The organism is Methylomonas sp. HW2-6 (genome assembly GCF_052474525.1).
Map to the genome: position 1 here is coordinate 2,571,466 of NZ_CP184124.1, position 19,268 is coordinate 2,590,733.

Consider the following 19,268-nt stretch of genomic DNA (forward strand, 5'->3'; position numbering starts at 1 on the left):
AAATTACAGTGGCTGGGAATTCGCCGCCGGACGGGCGGTCGGGTTGCTGAAACGGCCGTTGAGCCAGAGTCGGAAACGGTCCAGGTAAAGATACACCACCGGCGTGGTATACAAGGTCAGCAGTTGGCTGAAAACCAGACCGCCGATAATCGCTATGCCCAACGGCTGCCGCAATTCCGCGCCGTAACCGGAACCCAAGGCCAACGGCAGCGCGCCGAATAACGCGGCCAAGGTCGTCATCAGAATCGGCCGGAACCGTAGCAAGCAGGCTTCGAAAATGGCGTCGTGCGAGTTCAGGCCGTGTTCGCGTTCGGCCTGCAGGGCAAAATCGATCATCATGATGGCGTTTTTCTTGACGATGCCGATCAGCAAAATCACGCCGATCAAGGCAATGATGCTGAATTCTTTGCCGCAAGCCATCAGAGCCAGCAGGGCACCGACGCCGGCTGATGGCAAGGTCGAAAGAATGGTGAACGGATGCGTCAGGCTCTCGTAGAGGATGCCGAGCACGATGTAAATGCTCAGCAGCGCCGCCAGAATCAGCCAGGGTTGATTGCGGAGCGCCTCCTGAAAGGCCTTGCCCGAGCCTTGGAAGCCGGCAGTGATGTTGGCCGGCAGGCCGATGTCGCGCAATGTCTGCTCGATCGCGGCGCTGGCGGTCGACATGGATACGCCGGGTTTCAGGTTGAACGATAATTCGCCGACGGCAAACTGGCCCTGATGGCGAACCGTTAACGGCGTATTGCTCGGCGCAAAACTGGCCAGCGCGGACAACGGAATTTGCTTGGCTTGGTTGGGTCCGCCGCTGCCGGCTTGGCCGGGCGCACTGATATAGAGTTGTTTCAAGGTCTCGGTCGACTGCCAGTATTGCGGCGCCACTTCCATGATCACCCGATACTGGTTTAACGGGTTATAGATCACCGACACCTGACGCTGGCCGAAGGCGCTGTTCAGGCTGCTATCGATCAAGGCCTGGCTGACGCCGTAGCGCGCGGCCAGATCGCGGTTGACGGTCAGCCCGATCTGTTCGCCTTTATCCTGCTGGCTGGTGCTGACGTCGCTCAATTCCGCCAATTTGGCAAAGGCGGCTTGTACCTTGGGCGTCCATTCCCGGAGCAGTTGCAGATCGTCGGCTTGCAGCGCGTAATCGATCAGGCCGAACGACGGCCGGCCGCCGATGCGCAATTCTTGCGACGGCGATATGTGCAGATTGGCGCCGGGTATCCGCCCGGCCGCTTTGCGTAGTCGCTCCATGACGATGTCGATCCCGTCGCGCTGTTGGTGCGGCTTCAAGGTGATGAAAATCCGGGCGCTGTTCGCGCTTTGCGAGCTGCCGGCGAAGCCGGCGACGTTGGCCACCGCCGGGTCTTTCAGCAGGATGTCCGAGATCTGCCCGAACTGCTTTTGCAAGGTTTGGAACGAGGTGTTCTGATCGGTTTGAATTTCGCCCAGCAAGCGGCCGCCGTCCTGGGTCGGAAAAAAGCCTTTGTCGATATGGATATAAAGATAAACGTTCAGGCCTATCGTCGCCAGCAGCAACACCAGTATGAATCGGCCGTGGCGCAAGGTCCAAGCCAGGCTGGTGCGGTACAGATGTTGCAGCCGGTCGAAGCCGGCGCCGATTGCATAATAGAGGCGGCCGTGTTGCCCGCCGTCGCGACTCAGCCAGCGCGCGCACAGCATCGGCGTGGTCGTCAATGAAACCAGCAGCGATACCAATACCGCCGCCGACAGGGTTACGCCGAATTCGCGGAACAAACGGCCCGGCACGCCGCCCATCAGCAGGATGGGCAGGAATACCGCCACCAACGATACGCTCATCGACAATACGGTGAAACCGACTTCGTTGGCCGCCAGCAGCGCGGCCCGGAACGGCGGCACCCCTTGTTCGATATGGCGGTTGCTGTTCTCGACCACGACGATGGCATCGTCGACCACGAAGCCGGTGGCAACAGTCAGCGCCATCAGGGTCAGATTGTTCAGGCTGAAACCGCACAAATACATCACGCCGCAGGCGCCCAGCAGGGAGGCGGGTACGGCGACGATCGGCACCAGCGCCGAGCGCGGGTTACGCAGAAACACGAGCACCACCAGGATCACCAACGCTACCGCAACGAACAGGCCGTGTTCGACTTCCCGGATCGAGGCCCGGATCGACAGCGAGCGGTCGACCACCACCGACAATTCGATGTTGCCCGGCAATGCTGCTTTCAGTTGCGGCATCACCGCCAACACCTGGTCCACAGTTTGGATCACATTGGCCAACGCCTGCTTGCGGATGATCAGCAATACCGAGGGCTTGCCGTTATGCAGGCCGGTGTTGCGCAGGTCTTCGACCGAATCGACCGCCTGACCCAGATCGGCGATCCGCACCGGCGCACCGTTGCGGTAAGCCACAATCAAGGGCAGATACTCTGCGGCCTTGCGCGCTTGGTCGTTGGCCTGAATCTGCCAGCGGGTGTCGGCGTTTTCCAACACGCCTTTCGGCCGGGTGACGTTGGTCTGGGCGATGGTGGTGCGGACGTCGTCCAAGCCTATGCCGTAATGGCTGAGGGCGTTGGGATTCAATTCCACCCGCACCGCCGGCAAGGCCGCGCCGCCGATCTGCACTTGGCCGATACCGGGAATTTGCGAAATTTTTTGCAACAACAGCGTCGAGGCGGCATCGTACATCTGGCCGCGAGGAATGCTTTCCGAGGTCAACGCCAGAATCAGGATCGGCGAGTCGGACGGATTGTCGCGCCGGTAGCTGGGCCGATTCGGCATGTTGCTGGGCAGCATGCCGGCGGCGGCGTTGATCGCGGCTTGCACGTCGCGGCAGGCGCCGTCGATATCGCGATTCAAATCGAATTGCAGGGTGATCGAGGTGGAGCCTTGCGAGCTGTTGGAAGTCATCTCGGTGACGCCGGCGATGCGGCCCAACGCCCGCTCCAGCGGTGTGGCGACGGTAGTGGCCATGGTTTCGGCGTCGGCGCCCGGCAATTGCGCCTGCACCGACACGGTGGGGAAATCCACCTGCGGCAACGACGACACCGGCAAACTCAAAAACGCTAGTATCCCGCACAGCGAAATCGCCACGGTCAGCAGCGTGGTGGCAACCGGGCGGCGGATGAACAATGCCGACAGATTCATCGCGACTCGCCGTTGGCTTCGGCCGAATCGTCGCCGCCCAATCCGAATGCCGTTTTAACCCGCCGCGCCAGATGATCCATCGCCAGATAGATCACCGGCGTGGTGTACAAGGTCAGCAGTTGGCTGAGCAACAGGCCGCCGACCATCGTGATACCCAGCGGATGACGCAGTTCCGCACCGACGCCGTTGCCCAGCATTAAGGGCAGGGCGCCGAGCAGCGCGGCCAGCGTGGTCATCACAATCGGCCGGAACCGCAGCAGACAGGCCTGAAAAATCGCCTGTTCCGGTGGCAGACCTTGCTGGCGTTCGGCGTCCAGCGCAAAGTCGATCATCATGATCGCGTTCTTCTTGACGATGCCGATCAACAAAATAATGCCGATGATGCCGATGATGCCCAGATCGTTATTCGATAGTTGTAAGGCCAGCAGCGCGCCGACGCCGGCCGAAGGCAGGGTGGACAGGATCGTCAGCGGGTGGATATAGCTTTCGTAGAGTACGCCGAGGACGATATAGACCGTGACGATCGCCGCCAGAATCAGCCATAGGGTATGGGTTAACGAGGCGGTGAAGGCTTGGGCCGCGCCCTGGTACTGGCTGCGGATCGACAACGGCAATTCGATATGCTGCTTGGTAGCTTCGATCGCGGAAATTGCGTCGCCCAGCGCGTAGCCGGGAGCCAGATTGAAGGACACGGTGCTGACCGGATACTGGTCGAGGTGGTTTATCGCCAAGGTGGTTGGCCGCTCGGACAGGTGGGCAATCGCCGATAGCGGCACCTGGCTGCCGTTGGTGGAGGGCACCCGCAATTCGTTCAGCGCGGTCGGACTGGTTTGCTCGGCCGGATCGACCTCCAACACCACCCGGTACTGATTGGCCTGGGTAAAGATGGTCGAGACCAGACGCTGGCCGTAGGCGTTGTACAAGGCATTGTCGACCGCCGCCGTACTGACGCCGAGCCGGCTGGCCGTGGCCCGGTCTATTTCGACGAACACTTGCCGGCCTTGATCCAGCACGTCGCTGACCGCGTCGCTAAATTCGGGCTTAGCGCGCAGTTCATCCACTAATCTGCCGGTCCAGCGGTTCAGTTCGTCCCGATCGGCGCCTTCCAGGGTAAATTGATACTGGGTGCGGGTGACGCGGTTTTCCATCGTCAAATCCTGCACCGGTTGCAGATACAACTCGATTCCCGCCAATCCCGCCACTTGTTGCTGCAACGACGCGATGACTGCGGATGCCGGCGGCCGCTGCCCGTGCGGTTTTAAGTTGATCAAGAAGCGGCCGCTGTTCGGCGTCGGGTTGATACCATCGACGCCTATGAAGGAAGACAGGCTTGCCACCGCCGGGTCCGCCAGGATGACATCGGCCAACTTTTGTTGCTGTGCGGCCAGCGCCTGAAACGATACGGTCTGCGGCGCTTCGGAAAAGCCTTGAATAATGCCGGTATCCTGGCTGGGGAAAAAGCCTTTCGGAATCCACAGGTACATCGCCACCGTCAATGCCACGGTCGCAAAGAATACCAACAGCGTGGCGGTTTGCCGGCGCATCACCCATTCCAGCGTGCGGCCGTAAGCCGCGATTAATCGGCCGAACCAGCCTGTTTCAGGCTCGGCCCCGGCCTGGCTGCTGCGCAATAATTTGGCGCACATCATTGGCGTCAAGGTCAGCGAGACCACTGCGGAAATCAAAATCGCCACCGCCAAGGTAATCGCGAATTCCCGGAACAAGCGGCCGACCACGTCGGACATGAACAGCAGCGGAATCAACACCGCGACCAGCGAAAACGTCAGTGAAATAATGGTAAAGCCGATTTGCTCGGAGCCTTTCAATGCGGCTTGCAGCGGCGATTCGCCGCGCTCGATGTAGCGGGAGATGTTTTCGATGACCACAATCGCATCGTCCACCACAAAGCCGGTGGCGATGGTCAGCGCCATCAAGGTCAGGTTGTTGATGCTGAATTCGGCCAGATACATCGCCGCGAAAGTGCCGATCAAGGACAGCGGCACCGCGACACCGGGGATAATGGTCGCGGGGATGTTGCGTAAAAACAGAAAAATCACCATCACCACCAGCGCCACCGCCAGCAGCAGTTCGAATTGGACGTCGTGGACCGAGGCGCGGATGGTGACGGTGCGGTCGGTCAAGGCCGCGACTTCGATACCGCCGGGCAGCGAGGCCTGCAATTTGGGGAGTAATTCTTTGATGCGGTCGACGACTTCGATCACGTTGGCGCCGGGTTGGCGCTGAATATTGACGATGACCGCCGCGGTGTCGTTGGCCCAAGCGGCCAAGCGGACGTTTTCGGCAGCGTCGACCACGTTGGCGACGTTGGCTAACTTGACCGGCGCGCCGTTTTTGTAAGTCACGACCAACTCGCGGTATTCGGCGGCCGAGCGTAATTGGTCGTTGCTGTCTATCGCCGCCGCCCGAGCCTGGCCGTTGATCGAGCCCTTGGGCTGAGCCACGTTGGCGGCGGCGATCGCGGCGCGGACGTCTTCCAGGCTGATGCCGTAAGCCGCCAAGGCTTTGTGGTTGGCCTGTATCCGTACCGCCGGGCGCTGGCCGCCGCTGATGCTGACCATGCCGACGCCGGGCAACTGGGCGATTTTCTGGGCGATGCGGGTATCGACCAAGTCTTCGACTTTGAACAGCGGCAGCGTCTTCGAGCTGACCGCCAAGGTCATGATCGGCGTGTCGGCCGGGTTAACCTTGCTGTAAATCGGCGCCTGCGGCAAATCGTTGGGCAGGAAATTGGCGGCGGCATTGATCGCAGCCTGCACGGTTTGTTCGGCAACGTCCAAATCCAGGTTTAGGTTGAACTGCAAAGTGATAACCGACGCCCCGCCGGAGCTGGTCGAAGTCATTTGGGTCAGGCCCGGCATTTGCCCGAACTGGCGTTCCAACGGCGCGGTGACGATGGCGGTCATCACTTCCGGACTGGCGCCGGGATATAAGGTCGTAACCTGGATGGTCGGATAATCGACTTGCGGCAGTGCCGAAACCGGCAACAAGCGGTAGGCCAGCACGCCGACCAGCAATAGCGCGAACATCAGCAGCGAGGTTGCTACCGGCCGCAGGATGAATAGCTTGGACGGATTGAAACCGGCCTTGCCCGGTTCGCTGAAACTCATGCATTATCCCCGTCGCCGGCGTTTGCCTGCTTCGCCTTCCGGCGGGTTTGGGTTGGTCGGGGCGGCAACGGCCTGGCCGTCCCTTTCGGCAACATCGACTTTGCTGCCGTCCTTGACCCGATCGCTGCCGTTGACGATCAGAGCCTCTCCGGCCGCCAGCGCTGCCGGCACCGCGATCTTCTCGTCGTTGCTTGGGCCCGGTTCGATCCGGCGCAGATGAGCGACGTTTTCGCCGTCGACGATAAAGACGAAGGGGCCTTGGGCGTCGTGTTGCAGTGCCGCCGCCGGAATTTGGGTAACCCCGCGCAACGTGTCCAGGTGCATTTTGACGTTAACGAACTGGTTGGCGAACAGGGTTTGTTCGCGGTTGTCGAATTCGGCTTTGAGTTTGATGGTGCCGGTAGTCGGGTCGATCTGGTTGTCCAGCGCCATCAGTTTGCCGTCGGCGAGCTTGGTTTTGCCGCTGCGGTCATAGGCTTCGACGCCAATGTCTTTGCCTGACCGGTAGTGTTTCGCCACCTCCGGCAATTGGTCTTCCGCCAAGGTGAACACGATGTTGATCGGCTGGGTTTGGGTGATCACGACCAAGCCGGCGGCGTCGCTGGCGCGGACGATATTGCCCTGGTCGATTTGCCGTAAGCCGACTCGGCCGGCAATCGGCGCGGTCACTTTGGCGTAACTTAGTTGTAATTTGGCGTTGTCGACCTGGGCCTTATCCATTTCCACGCTGCCGCGGTATTGTTTAACCAAGGATTCTTGAGTCACGGTTTGCTGGGCGGCGATCGAGTCCTGTTCCAGCAGGGTTTGGTAGCGGGCTTGGTCCAGCTCGGCGTTTTTCAACAGCGCTTCGTCGCGTTGCAATTGGCCTTGAGCCTGTTGTAACTGTACTTGAAACGGCCGCGGGTCGATTTCGGCCAGCAGGTCGCCGGCCTTGACCGGCTGGCCTTCGCTGAAATAAACCTTGACCAGTTCGCCGTCCACCCGCGGTTTGACTGTGACGGTGCGGAGCGCGGTGACGGTGCCGAGTGCGTTCAGGTATACCGGGAAATCGCCGCTGCGCGCGGTCGCGACCGATACCACCGCCGGTGCGTCGTCGTCCTGGCCAAAGCGTTTGCTTTTAGCGCCGCGCTCGGCTTTTTTGTCCGGAGCGGTTGTCCCTTGAAGGAAATAAATGCCGGTGCCGGCTGCACTGAGCGTCAGCAGGATTGCCAGCCAGAGCCGGATTCGGCTTTGGCCGCGTGTCGGCGGAGTCGTTGCTTGATTTGTCATACGGTTGTGCAATTTAACTGTACTCAGTGAGCGGGAGGCGGCTGGCGGCGGTTGGTTGCCGGACCGGCTTGCGGGCGGATTCGGTATTGGGCGTTGTCATGCGCGCTGCTGTTGGGCCGTTAACAAACTGGGCATTTGAAATGGCCGATTGGTTTTGAAATAAACATTTAGCATTTTGCAGTGTGATTGGCTGCTGCCAGCGGATTCAAATCGTATGGCTTTGCTGAATCATATCGGAGTGTTTGCATTGCCGCGCTATTTTTAGGTCGGTTGCCGTGTGCCGAGCGAGCGGATATTGTGACGTAATTGCGGCCGACGCGTTCCGGCGGGAATTGTAAAATCCGGTAAAATCCGGCGCCGTAGCGGTTGGCAGGGCGAAACCGGCGGGACGTTTAGAACGCCAAGTACAGGTATGCGGTGATTGCGGTGGCGCTAATGCCGACGATTTTCAGTTTGTCCAGACCGCTTTGCTGCTCCCAGAAATAGCCGTAACTGGATTTTTTCCGCAACGCGAATAGTAGCAGCTTGTTCAGCCAACGTTTGCCGGCTGCCGGAATCCTGCGGCCGACGAAATATGCTACCACGGAAGCGAGCGTGACAATCGTATAGAACACGATGACCTGGGTTTCGTGAGTACCGGTATGCAGTAAATGTTCGACTACGTGGTCCAGGCCCATTTCCAGGTATTCGAACAGCAGATGGGCGACATGCAGCGCGATTTCCCATAGATGGTGCAGTAATCCGAGCAGCAGCGCCCAGGCCAGATCCGGCATCGCCAGCGCCGTCAGCAACAACGCGGCGGTTAGGGCTTTGATCGTCATTTCTTGTTTGTTGCGGCGGTCGACATGGCGCCGCAGCAATGCGCTGTCGGCTTCGCTCAAGTTGACGAAGCGGATCCCTACCGTATGCGGATAGCGGTTGTCTTCGTAGGGGTTGCTGGGTTTGCAATACACCACCTGGCCGCAAGTACTGATCGTGGTCATGCTCGACAACAACAGAATTCTGAGGAGTAAATAGTCGCCGGTTAGCATGCGCTCTTTCGCGGTGAACGACATACCGTTGGCGCTGATATTGGCTTGCAAGGTATCGTTTTCGACACTGCTCGACGGCGGCAGGACTCGTCCGGCCCGGCCTGTGGTGTGGGCGGACAATTCGCCGTCGGGTATCGCTTGGTAGAAAAGGTTGACCTGTTCGTAGATGCGTAGCGCCAACCTGCGGTTGTGGTGTTGGGTCTGGGTTGCGGTCAAGCTCATCGAAGCCCTCGTTACTCAAGCGGATTACTGTCTGATAATAGCCAATACCGCCGATTTCTCAATCTGACGGTCCACTAGTCCGTTTGCGGCAAGCGCAGGCCGAAACGCGGTACACTACGCGGCGCGCGGCCCACGCCGCATTTTGACCCTTTCGCCGCGACTCGACATGCATCTGCCCGCTTATTTCAATACCGCCTTCATCAAATTACTCAGTTTCCGCTTATTGATCGTGTTGGCCTACCAGATGATGGCTATCGTCGTCGGTTGGCATATTTACGAATTAACCCACGACGCGTTGGCATTGGGGCTAATCGGTCTGGCCGAGGTGATTCCGTATTTCTGTTGCGCGTTGTTCGCCGGTTACGCGGTGGACCACTATTCCCGGCGCTGGTTCGGTGTCGGCGCCAGCCTGCTGGTGGCCTTGAACGGCCTGATGTTGGTCGCGGTATCCGAAGCCTGGATCGCCAACCGGCCGCTGGTATGGATTTACGCGGCGATTGCCTTGACCGGTATTGCCAGAGCTTTCATCGGCCCCAGCTACAGCGCGCTGTTCGCCTTGGTCCTGCCGCGCGAACAATACGCTCGTGCCGCGGGCATCGGCAGTTCGGCATTCCAATTCGGACTGGTGGCCGGACCGGCCATCGGTGGTTTGATTGTCGCTTGGGCCGGTAAGACCGCGGCTTACGAAACCGCGACCGGGTTGTGCGTGCTCGCCACGCTGGCATTGTTGTCGTTACGGGTGGCGGAGCCGCAGCCGGCGGAAAGCGCGCCGATTTTTACCAGTATCGGCGAAGGCCTGCGTTTCGTGTTCGGCAATCAAATCGTGCTGGGCGCGCAGTCGCTGGACATGTTTGCGGTATTGTTCGGCGGGGCCGTGGCGATGTTGCCGGCTTTTATCCACGAAATTTACCATTACGGGCCGGAAGGTTTGGGCATTCTGCGCGCGGCGCCGGCGGTCGGGGCGGTGATGATGGGTTTATTTCTGGCCCGGTTTCCGATCGATCGCCACGCCGGGCGCTGGCTGTTGGCGGCCGTCGCCGGCTTTGGCCTCTGTATGATCGGCTTTGCGCTGGCGCGAAATTTCTGGTTGGGCGGCGCGTTTTTGTTGTTGTCCGGTTTGTTCGACGGCGTCTCGGTGGTGATGCGCACCACGATTTTGCAATTGGCGACGCCGGATCCGATGCGCGGCCGGGTGTCGGCCATCAACGGCATCTTTATCGGCTCGTCCAACGAATTGGGCGCATTCGAGTCCGGGGTCGCGGCGCGATTGATGGGTTTGGTGCCGTCGGTCGTGTTCGGCGGCGTGATGACCTTACTGGTCGTGGCCGGCACCGCAAAACTGGCGCCGCAATTGCGCCGGTTGCAATTGCGGCAATTGCATTGATCGGCATTCTCAGGCTTCCCGAAACGAGGCGGGCAAAACCATGGCGACACCGTTGATTACCCGGCAGGGTTACGAAAAATTGCAACAGGAATTGGATCATCTTTGGCGGGTGGAACGGCCGGAGGTGACGAAACTGGTGACCTGGGCCGCCAGCTTGGGCGACCGCAGCGAAAACGCCGACTACCAATACAACAAGAAGCGCTTGCGCGAGATCGACCGCCGGGTGCGATATCTGCAAAAGCGGCTGGATAGCTTGAAGGTGGTCGATTATCACCCGGAGCAGGAGGGCAGGGTGTTTTTCGGCGCCTGGGTCGAGATCGAGAACGACGAGGGCGAAAAAAAACGGTTTCGGATTGCCGGCTACGACGAGATTTTCGATCGGAAAGATTACATTTCGGTCGATTCGCCGATGGCGCGGGCCTTGTTGAAAAAGCAGGTGGATGACGATGCCGTGGTCAAAACCGATGCCGGCGTGTTTACCTGGTATATCAACTCGATCGAGTACCAGAAATAGGCGCGCCGGGCGGCAAAAGGGCTTATCATGTCGGCTTTTTTCACCGGTAAAGACGCCTTATGCAAATTTCAGACAAAACCGCCGTTTCCATCCATTACACCTTGACCAACGGCAGCGGCGAGCAGTTGGATAGTTCCAGAGGCGAAGCTCCGCTGGTTTACCTGCACGGTGCCGGCAATATCATCGCCGGCTTGGAAGCGGCTTTGACCGGCAAGCAGGCCGGAGACAAGTTCAACGTGACGATTCCGGCCGACCAAGCCTATGGCGAAGTGTCGGAAGAGATGATTCAGGTTGTTTCCAGAAATATGTTCGATGGGATGGATATCGAAGTCGGCATGCAATTTCACGCCGAAGTCAGCTACGGCCCCGGCATTATTACCATCACCCAAATCGATGGCGACGACATTACGATAGACGGCAATCACCCGTTGGCCGGGGAAGATTTGACCTTCGACGTCGAAGTGGTCGAAGTCCGCCCAGCCAGCGCCGACGAGATTGCCCACGGCCACATCCACGGTGCCGGCTGCCATCATTGATCTCGCTGTGACACCGGCCAGGGAGGGCCGGCTTCGGCAAGGGCTTTTGCCAAACCTCTATCTTCCAAGCCATCGATTTGAAATCCCGCCCGCCGCAGCTAATCTTTGTGGTTAAACGGTGACGGGAAGTCTTTTGAATTTGCCGTTTCCAGGAAAGGCGTAAAGCCGCGGCGCCCACTTTTTTCCGGCTGCAATGCTTGTGAGACCGGAGTTCCCGATCGGCGCAAGCCTTGTAATTCTATCCTTAACAAACCCCCGGATGGCTTTGCCTTACGGATTGAATGCTTGGATATCAATGAATGGCTACTGCTAACCGCTCCGTGTCGGCGTTATCGCCGCATATTCTGGCGTTGGTCGAGTTCGCCGCCGCCCTGTATCGCCCGGAAGAGTTCTCCGTGAACCGGGGGGCAGGTGTTTTGTTGCGCAACCCGGCCTGGTCAAGATCGCGCATCAGACGCCGCCGCAACAATTGCTGTCTGCCGCCGGGCTGCGTCGCGGGGCAGCCGTGAAACGGACATTCGCCTTGCGCCTGAGTACAAGCTTGCCGGCGTTGGTGATCGCGTATTGCGGTTTGCTGTGGTACCAGCATGATGGGCTATCGAGCGTTAGCGAAACCGGCGAGCTGCAGCAGATCCGTCATGTGGCGGCTGATGCCGCCCAGGATATCGAAGCCTTGTTCCGGCGCGGCCAGCCGGAATTGATTGCCGGACGCATACCCGCTTTGGTCGCGGACGTTAATCGCGATAGCGCCGCGCTGTTCGACGACAACGGCATGGTGTTGCAGGCAACGCGTTCGGAATGGTTGGGCAAAAGTGCCGCCGAATTGTTACCTGAGCTGGGGGCCGCGGAGTTTGCCCGACTGCGTGCGGAGCGGCAAGCGTCAATCCGTTTCCTCCCCGACCGGCAGCAGGCGACGGTCTATCAAGCGGTGACGATGGTTTCCGGTGCCGACCGGCTGGGTCCCGATCCGGTCGGATTGTTGGTGTTGCAATACGATCTGTCGGACGCCAGAGCGACCAGCGGCACGGCGTTCGGCCATGCAATTGCCCCGGCCTGGGTTCTCGCTGTTTCGTTACCGGTCATGATCGTTTTAGCGGTTTCGCTGGGACTGGTGCGGCCGCTACGGCATCTGCTCGATGTGCTGCGGCGTTTTGCCGGCGGCGACTACCGGGCGCGGGCGCAATTGACCGGCGGCGGAGAGATGGCGTTGTTGGGCGAGGCTTTTAACCGAATGGCGGCCGAATTGGGCACTACCGTCGCCGAACTGGCGGAGAGCAAAGATCATTTGACGGCGATGCTGTCGGCGATCGGCGATGCCGTTATCGCTACCGATGCCCAAGGCCGGATCCGTTTCATGAACTGCAGTGCGCACCAATTGACCGGTTGGCAAGCGGCTGACGTTGCCGGCCAGCCGCTGGAGCGGGTGTTCCGTAGTCTCGATCCCGATAGCCCTCCGGTCCTTGAAGCGCTGGCGTCCGGTAGCCGTACTGCACTGGCCGACTGGCTGGTTCTGCTGGCTAAAGACGGCACGGAATACCCTGTCGCCGGCTGCGCAGCGCCGATCTTCAGCCCGGACGGAGCCAGGATCGGCTGGCTATTGAGGTTTCGCGATGCCGGCGCGCTGCACGCTGCGCAAGATTCGCTTGAGCAGGAACAGTCTCTATTGCGCAGTCTGATTGACGCAGTGCCGGACCAGATGTTTTTGAAAGACCGCGATGGGGTTTATCGCGGATGCAATAAGGCATTCGAGAGCTATGCCGGCATCGGCGCAGCGGAATTGGTCGGCAAGTCGGATTTCGATATTTTCGACGACGAAACCGCTGACTGTTTTCGCGAACACGACATGCGGGTTTTGCAGACTGGCCGATCCGTCCGTTTCGAGCGCCGGACTGCGCTCCCCGCTGGCGGGCAGGTTTGCTTGGAAACGGTCGAAACCCCGGTGTTCGGTCCGAACGGCGAGCCAACGGCTTTGGTCGGAATCAGCCGCGACGTGACCGAGCGCATCGAAGCCGAAGACCGTTTGGAATTGTCGGCGCGGGTATTTCAGGACGCGCACGAAGCCATCATGATTACCGATGTCGGCGGCACCATCGTCGACGTCAACCCGAGTTTCTGTAAAATCACGGGCTACTCGCGGGACCAGGCGATAGGCCAAAATCCGCGGATGCTCAATTCCGGCCGGCATCCGCCGGAGTTTTTCGCCGATATGTGGCAAGCCGTTCGCGAGCAGGGTTATTGGCGGGGCGAGATCTGGAACCGGAAACGCAACGGCGAAATGCACGCCGGGTTGCTGAGTATCTCGACCTTGTCGGCGAGCGGCGGCCAAGTCAGACACTATATCGGTTTGTTTTCGGATATCACCGAGAAAAAGTTGTCGGAAGAGCAGATTTGGCGCCAGGCCAATTTCGATAGCTTGACCGCGTTACCCAATCGGCGCATGTTTCTCGATCGTTTGGCGCGGGAGATCAAAAAAGCTCACCGCCACGGCAGCGTCGTGGCGCTGTTGTTTCTGGATCTGGACCGGTTCAAGGAAATCAACGACATTTTGGGTCATATCCAGGGCGACAGCCTGTTGCAGATTGCCGCCGAACGGCTGGTCGGTTGCGTCCGCGATACCGATACCGTCTCGCGCCTGGGGGGCGACGAATTCACCATTATTCTGCCCGACTTGGAAAACGGCGAAAGCGCCGAACGGGTGGCCCAGAATATTCTGCGTACCATGGCGGAGCCGTTCCCGCTCAACGGCAAACTGAATTACCTCACTGTCAGCATCGGTATCACGCTATATCCGCACGATTCCTTGGATCAGGAACAGTTGATCAAAAACGCCGACCAGGCGATGTTCGCCGCCAAGGAAAGAGGGCGCAATGGTTACAGTTTTTTCACGGCGTCGATGCAGCAAACCGCTCAGTTCCGCTTGGGTATGGTCACCGATTTGCGCAGCGCGTTGGCCAACCGCGAATTCGAGGTGTATTACCAGCCGATTGTCGAGTTGCCGGGCGAAGCGGTGACCAAGGCCGAAGCCTTACTGCGTTGGCGGCATCCGCACCGCGGTATGGTCAGTCCGGCCCAATTCATACCCTTGGCGGAAGAAAGCGGTTTGATCCACGAGATCGGTGATTGGGTGTTTCGACAAGCCGCGTTGCAAGCCAAGTGTCTGCGCGAACGCTATCGAACCGATTTCCAGATCAGCGTGAATAAATCGCCGGTGCAATTCCGCCAGCGTTCGGGCGCCGAATTTGCCTGGCTCGATTACCTGAAGAGTTTGGAGCTGGACGGCACGGCAGTCGTGGTGGAGATTACCGAGGGCTTGTTGTTGGATGCCCAGACCGTGACTAAAGCCAGGTTGCTGGATTTTCGCGACGCCGGAGTGCAAGTCGCCATCGACGATTTCGGAACCGGCTACTCGTCGTTGTCCTACATCAAAAAATTCGACATCGATTACATCAAAATCGACCGCACGTTTATCAACAACTTGAGTCCGGGGTCGCAGGACGAAGCTTTGTGCGAAGCGATTATCGTCATGGCGCACAAATTGGGTTTAAAAGTGGTCGCCGAAGGCGTGGCGACCTTACCGCAACGCGATTGGCTGATCGCAGCCGGTTGCGACTATGCGCAGGGCTACCTGTTCTCCGAACCGCTAGCCGGGCCGAAACTGCTGGAGCTGTTGGTTGGCGGGGTTCAGAACTGAGCGCCGCCAGCCTAATGTTTGCCGAATCAGGGTTGGCGCAGGAGTTGTTCGCACTGCGGCGGCAGGGGCGGCGGCGGTTGCGGGGCACTTTTGCCGGGCGCTTTGGCTTCGTCGGAAAACCACCAGGCCAGACTGGCGTCGCAGCCGTCGCCGGCGGGTAGCGGCTCTTGCGCTTGGCACAACGCGTTATGCGGCGGGCATTTCAGGCGGACATGGAAATGATCGTCGTGCTTCCACCAAGGCCTGATTTTACGCAGCCATTCGGTCGAGCCCGGCGATTTGCGGCTGCACAGCTCTTGTTTAATGCTGGGATTGACGAAGATACGATCCACTTCCGGCTGCCGGGCGGCGGCTTCCAGGACGCGGGCGTGTGCCGCGTTCCATGATCGACGATCGACGGCATCGGCACGGCTATCGACTACGGAAATTGCGTTCTTGGTTTCGCGTTCCGCCTCGCTCAAGATGCGCGGCTCGGCCGGATTCAATAGCAAAAACCAGATGTCGACGTCGAGCCCGGTTTGGTGGCTGCGGTGTCCACTCGGCGTCGGGCCGCCGCGCGCTTGGCCGAGGTCGCCGATCAACAGCGTCCCGAGATTGTCCCGCGCCGATATCAGACCCAGTTGTTGGATGAAGTTGATCAATGACGGGTGGCCGAAATAGCGTTTGCGCGACAGGCGCATCACCTGGTAACCGGGGCCGTCCAGCGGTAGCGCCCCCGCGCCGGCAATGCAGCCTCCGTTATAGGTACCTATGCTTTGTCCGGCATCGCTGCTGGGGCTGGTAACCGCCGCCCAGTCGGCAGCGGTGGTGTCGGCGTCGGCGGATTGAACGTAGGCGAGGAGGCTGAGGCAAAACCAGATCAAGCCAAAGCGGGATTGGGGCGCAATTAGGGATTTCATGAGTTAGGCGGCAATACGGAAGATATGGGTGGCGGCGTCAAACTGCGGTGCGGGCGCAGGGCTTCGGCAAGCCGTCTGCCCAGCACCATGCTGGGTATTTCCAAGACATGATAAAACACCAGGGACAATCCTTGCACGGTAATGATGGTTCCCAACCAGCCGCCGAACCACAGCAGCAATCTATTGTGGCTGACATGTTCCAGAGCGATCAGTAGATGCGGTGTCAGGTTTATCAGCACTGCCATGTGCGTCAGATATGCACTGTACGACACTCTACCGATTTGGCGCAAAGCGGCGACCGACAACAGGTTTTGCCAGCGCGGCGATGCGGCGAACACCGCCAAAATCAGGCCTGCGCCCAGGCCGGTGCCGAGCCAAAGCGTGTTTTCGCCGACCGACTTTGCGGTAAACAGCGTATCCGAGGTGTATAACAGCAGGCCGCATAGCAGTAACAGATAGCGCAAAGGGCGCCTGCCGCGCAAACGGGTTTCCAGCGCCAGGTGGTATCTCGCCAAGGTCAGGCCAAGCACGAAATGCCACAGGAAGAGCGACACACCCAGCAGGCCGGTGGCGAGGGTGCTGAAAAACAACAGCCAGGCCGTACCTCGCTGGCTCAACAGCAAGCCCAGCGGTAGCAATAAGGACAACACCAACTCAATGCTGAGCGTCCAGGCTTGCGGTAACAATACAATCAGTTCCGGCAGTTTTGGCAAAAAAGCTTCGCGCAGCATTGCCGGGAAGTCCAAGGGATAACGGTGCCACATGTCAACGATCCATGCGCTTGGCGCCAAGCGGGTAGACAATGACGGGCGGTCGAAATGTAGTGCGAACAAGCCGGCGCTTATGGCTAGCACCAGTAAGTAAGGCAGCCAGATTCGACATACGCGGCCGATCAGAAAACGATCGAGTTCGAAACGGCCGATATCGGGCGATTGACCGGCCGGAAAGTATTTGAGCGACAACACGAAGCCGCTCAGTACGAAAAACATCGAGACTGCGGCGGTGCCGTCCCACCAGATATGTGCCGGCGAAAAGTCCAGGATGCGCTCGCAGAGCGCCGACTGGCAGGGTAGGCCGTAAGCAATGACGAAGTGTTCGCTGATCACGGCGAGTGCAGCCAGGCCGCGGATGGTGTCCAAATAACTGATGTGGGTTGTCGTTGCCAAGCTGAGTGCTTCCAAACAGGATTGAGGTTTTTTACCCAGCTAGATATAGCAGGGCTTGCTGATTTAGCCATTCGTGGTTAGGTTTAATTCCGCGGGTCGGCTATATTTTTCGAGCGACCGGATGGGCAAGGCTAAGGCCGGTGTCGGGTAAATTTCCCGGCGAGGGAAGCGACCGCAGCTCCGGGAACTACTTCTCCAGGGGGTGTCTCGCCGACGCCGAGCCGATGTGCAACCGATTCCGGCTAAGGCACTGATAAATAAAAGCGAGTAAAAAAAGGCCGTTCGGGTAAAATGCTGCCTCCAATTTAGGCCCGCGCCTGTTGTGCGCCGGCCCTATCCAACCTCCATTTCCGTTGAAACGTTTCTAATGAGCATGCACCTAATTGCCGGGATATTTTTTGTAATCGCCTGCTGGATGGCCGGGCCATTGCAGGCCGCCGATTCCGCCAATTCCAGTTTCATTGTGTTGAATTACCACGATATTCTGGAGGAAGAAGAAAGAGTCCCGCCGTTCGACCGGATGGCGGTGAATAAGGATCACTTGAACGACCACTTCGCCTGGTTGAAAAATAACGGCTATCGGGTGATCAGCATCCAGGATTTGCTGGATAGCATGCAAGGCAAAAAACCGTTGCCGAACAAGGCCGTGTTATTGACCTTCGACGACGGCTACCAAAGCTTCTACAGCCGGGCGATGCCGCTGCTGAAAAAATACAAATACCCGGCCACGCTGGCCGTGGTCGGCAGTTGGTTGGAGCAGCACAGTCATGCCGGCACCAATAAACCGCTGATGACGCCGGCCCAAATTCGCGAAGTGGCGGCTAGTGGTTTGGTCGAAATCGCCTCCCACAGTTTCAACGCCCATCATGGTATCGTCGCCAATCCGCAGGGCAACGAACAAAGTACGATCACGACCCGGCTCTACAGCAGCGAATACGAGGAATACGAAAAAGACGAGGATTACCGGAAGCGGGTTTTTCAGGAACTGGAGAAGAGTTCTGAACAATTGCTGCAGACTTTGGGCCAGCGGCCACGGGTGATGGTCTGGCCTTACGGCGAATATAACGCGATCGCGTTGGAAGCGGCGAAAAGCGCCGGCATGCCGCTGACCATGGGCCTGAACGACGGTGCCAATACGCTGGCGGACGCGGCGGTGATGAAGCGGATGATCATGACCGACGACCCTAATGCCGAACGCTTCGCCACCATCGTCACCAAATTGCGCACCGGTCGCGAGTTGCGGGTGGCGCACGTCGATATGGATTACATTTACGACGAGGACGAAGCGCAGACCGAGAAAAATCTGTCAGCGGTGGTCGAGCGGATCAAGGCCAGCGGCGCCAATACGGTTTACCTGCAAGCCTTTTCCGACCCGGATGGCGACGGCAATGCCGACAAACTATACTTTCCTAACCGGCACCTGCCGATGCGGCGGGATTTATTCAACTACGTGTCGCTAAGGCTGAGAAAGGGCGCTGACGTCAAAGTCTACGCCTGGATGCCGATGATGGCCTATAAAGCCGACGTGCCGTTGAAATGGTATGTCAAGGAATGGCGCGACGGCGAGCCGCAGTTGTCCCGTCACATTTATACCCGCCTGTCGCCGTTCAATCCGGAGGCTCGTCAATTCGTCGGCGAGATTTATGAAGATCTGGCCAAATACTGCGACTTCAACGGCATCCTGTTCCACGACGACGGTATCTTGTCGGATTATGAGGACGTATCGCCGCTGGCGATGGAATTCACCAGTAAGGTCTGGGGCTTGCCGGCCGAGTTCGATACCATCCACTCTTCCAGCCAGTTGCGCCTGCGCTGGGCTCAGCACAAGAACGAGCTGATGGGCCAATTCACCGACTATCTGACCAATAAAGTCCGTTTTTATCGGCCGTATATCAAAACCGCGCGTAATTTTTATTCGTTGCCGTTGTTGAAGCCGTATAGCGAAGAGTGGTACGCCCAATCGCTGAGCAGCTTTATGAAGCATTACGATTACGTGGCGATCGAGGCGATGCCGTTTATGGAGGAAGCAGAAAATCCGAAGCAGTGGCTGGCGGAATTGGTCGAGAAGACCAATCAGTATCCAGGGGCATTGGACAAAATGGTGTTCGAGTTGCAGGCCGTGAACTGGAAAACGCAACAGGACGTCCCGATGCCGGTATTCACCGAGCAGTTCCTACTCTTGAAAAAACTGGGCGCCAAGCATATCGGTTATTACCCGGATAACGTTTTTCACGACCAGCCCAAATTGGCGGAGTTGAAAAAGTATTTTCCTGTAGAGATCAAGGATTGAGTCGAC

General features: G+C 58.8%; 12 protein-coding genes. 6 read left to right on the plus strand and 6 right to left on the minus strand.

Features of this window, described 5'->3' with window-relative positions; translation table 11 throughout:
* Nucleotides 1-3: 3 nt before the first annotated feature.
* The 4 genes from ACH518_RS12775 to ACH518_RS12790 all read right to left on the minus strand — a co-directional run bounded on the left by ACH518_RS12775 (nucleotide 4) and on the right by ACH518_RS12790 (nucleotide 8,782).
* Nucleotides 4-3,132: an efflux RND transporter permease subunit gene (locus tag ACH518_RS12775; protein WP_445370356.1), complete on the minus strand. Its 3,129-nt coding sequence runs from the start codon at nucleotides 3,130-3,132 to the stop codon at nucleotides 4-6.
* On the minus strand, nucleotides 3,129-6,260 hold the full coding sequence (locus ACH518_RS12780; RefSeq protein WP_445370357.1) for an MdtB/MuxB family multidrug efflux RND transporter permease subunit: 3,132 nt from the start codon (nucleotides 6,258-6,260) through the stop codon (nucleotides 3,129-3,131). The genes ACH518_RS12775 and ACH518_RS12780 overlap by 4 nt, the downstream gene beginning before the upstream one ends.
* A gap of 3 nt (nucleotides 6,261-6,263) precedes the next feature.
* Entirely contained in the window at nucleotides 6,264-7,529 is a 1,266-nt protein-coding gene (locus ACH518_RS12785; RefSeq protein WP_445370358.1) for an MdtA/MuxA family multidrug efflux RND transporter periplasmic adaptor subunit, read from the minus strand.
* Between the two features lie 392 nt (nucleotides 7,530-7,921).
* Nucleotides 7,922-8,782, minus strand: a complete 861-nt coding sequence (locus ACH518_RS12790) for a PilZ domain-containing protein (RefSeq protein WP_445370359.1) — start codon at nucleotides 8,780-8,782, stop codon at nucleotides 7,922-7,924.
* Between the two features lie 166 nt (nucleotides 8,783-8,948).
* Here ACH518_RS12790 and ACH518_RS12795 point away from each other — a divergent pair, with 166 nt between their 5' ends.
* From ACH518_RS12795 to ACH518_RS12815, 5 genes are all read left to right on the plus strand, one after another.
* Nucleotides 8,949-10,166 carry an MFS transporter gene (locus ACH518_RS12795; protein WP_445370360.1) on the plus strand — a complete coding sequence of 406 codons (1,218 nt, stop codon included), beginning with the start codon at nucleotides 8,949-8,951 and terminating at the stop codon, nucleotides 10,164-10,166.
* 40 nt (nucleotides 10,167-10,206) lie between these two features.
* Entirely contained in the window at nucleotides 10,207-10,680 is a 474-nt protein-coding gene (greB, locus tag ACH518_RS12800) for a transcription elongation factor GreB (RefSeq protein ID WP_140913354.1), read from the plus strand.
* Nucleotides 10,681-10,739: 59 nt separating this feature from the next.
* A complete protein-coding gene (locus ACH518_RS12805) occupies nucleotides 10,740-11,216 on the plus strand; it encodes an FKBP-type peptidyl-prolyl cis-trans isomerase (RefSeq protein ID WP_140913355.1) in 477 nt (158 codons plus the stop codon).
* A 299-nt stretch (nucleotides 11,217-11,515) separates the two neighbouring features.
* Complete coding sequence (locus ACH518_RS12810; RefSeq protein ID WP_445370361.1) at nucleotides 11,516-11,725, plus strand: hypothetical protein; 210 nt, start codon at nucleotides 11,516-11,518, stop codon at nucleotides 11,723-11,725.
* Entirely contained in the window at nucleotides 11,722-14,907 is a 3,186-nt protein-coding gene (locus ACH518_RS12815; RefSeq protein WP_445370362.1) for an EAL domain-containing protein, read from the plus strand. The genes ACH518_RS12810 and ACH518_RS12815 overlap by 4 nt, the downstream gene beginning before the upstream one ends.
* Before the next feature lie 26 nt (nucleotides 14,908-14,933).
* Here the strand turns inward: ACH518_RS12815 and mepA are convergent, their stop codons facing one another.
* Both mepA and ACH518_RS12825 read right to left on the minus strand, forming a co-directional pair.
* Nucleotides 14,934-15,806, minus strand: coding sequence for a penicillin-insensitive murein endopeptidase (gene mepA / locus ACH518_RS12820; RefSeq protein ID WP_445370363.1), 873 nt, complete (start codon nucleotides 15,804-15,806; stop codon nucleotides 14,934-14,936).
* On the minus strand, nucleotides 15,803-16,972 hold the full coding sequence (locus tag ACH518_RS12825) for an acyltransferase family protein (RefSeq protein WP_445370364.1): 1,170 nt from the start codon (nucleotides 16,970-16,972) through the stop codon (nucleotides 15,803-15,805). Before ACH518_RS12825 ends, mepA begins: the two co-directional genes overlap by 4 nt.
* 367 nt (nucleotides 16,973-17,339) lie before the next feature.
* Between ACH518_RS12825 and pgaB the strand changes: the two genes are divergently transcribed.
* Complete coding sequence (pgaB, locus tag ACH518_RS12830; RefSeq protein WP_445370365.1) at nucleotides 17,340-19,262, plus strand: poly-beta-1,6-N-acetyl-D-glucosamine N-deacetylase PgaB; 1,923 nt, start codon at nucleotides 17,340-17,342, stop codon at nucleotides 19,260-19,262.
* The last annotated feature ends 6 nt before the right edge of the window (nucleotides 19,263-19,268 follow it).

Excerpts from the sequence above, each read along its gene's own strand:
- ACH518_RS12775 (WP_445370356.1), bottom strand. The coding sequence starts at position 3,132 with ATGAATCTGTCGGCATTGTTCATCCGCCGCCCGGTTGCCACCACGCTG.
- ACH518_RS12780 (WP_445370357.1), bottom strand. The coding sequence starts at position 6,260 with ATGAGTTTCAGCGAACCGGGCAAGGCCGGTTTCAATCCGTCCAAGCTA.
- greB (WP_140913354.1), top strand. The coding sequence starts at position 10,207 with ATGGCGACACCGTTGATTACCCGGCAGGGTTACGAAAAATTGCAACAG.
- ACH518_RS12810 (WP_445370361.1), top strand. The coding sequence starts at position 11,516 with ATGGCTACTGCTAACCGCTCCGTGTCGGCGTTATCGCCGCATATTCTG.
- mepA (WP_445370363.1), bottom strand. The coding sequence starts at position 15,806 with ATGAAATCCCTAATTGCGCCCCAATCCCGCTTTGGCTTGATCTGGTTT.
- ACH518_RS12805 (WP_140913355.1), top strand. The coding sequence starts at position 10,740 with ATGCAAATTTCAGACAAAACCGCCGTTTCCATCCATTACACCTTGACC.
- ACH518_RS12790 (WP_445370359.1), bottom strand. The coding sequence starts at position 8,782 with ATGAGCTTGACCGCAACCCAGACCCAACACCACAACCGCAGGTTGGCG.
- pgaB (WP_445370365.1), top strand. The coding sequence starts at position 17,340 with ATGAGCATGCACCTAATTGCCGGGATATTTTTTGTAATCGCCTGCTGG.
- ACH518_RS12795 (WP_445370360.1), top strand. The coding sequence starts at position 8,949 with ATGCATCTGCCCGCTTATTTCAATACCGCCTTCATCAAATTACTCAGT.
- ACH518_RS12785 (WP_445370358.1), bottom strand. The coding sequence starts at position 7,529 with ATGACAAATCAAGCAACGACTCCGCCGACACGCGGCCAAAGCCGAATC.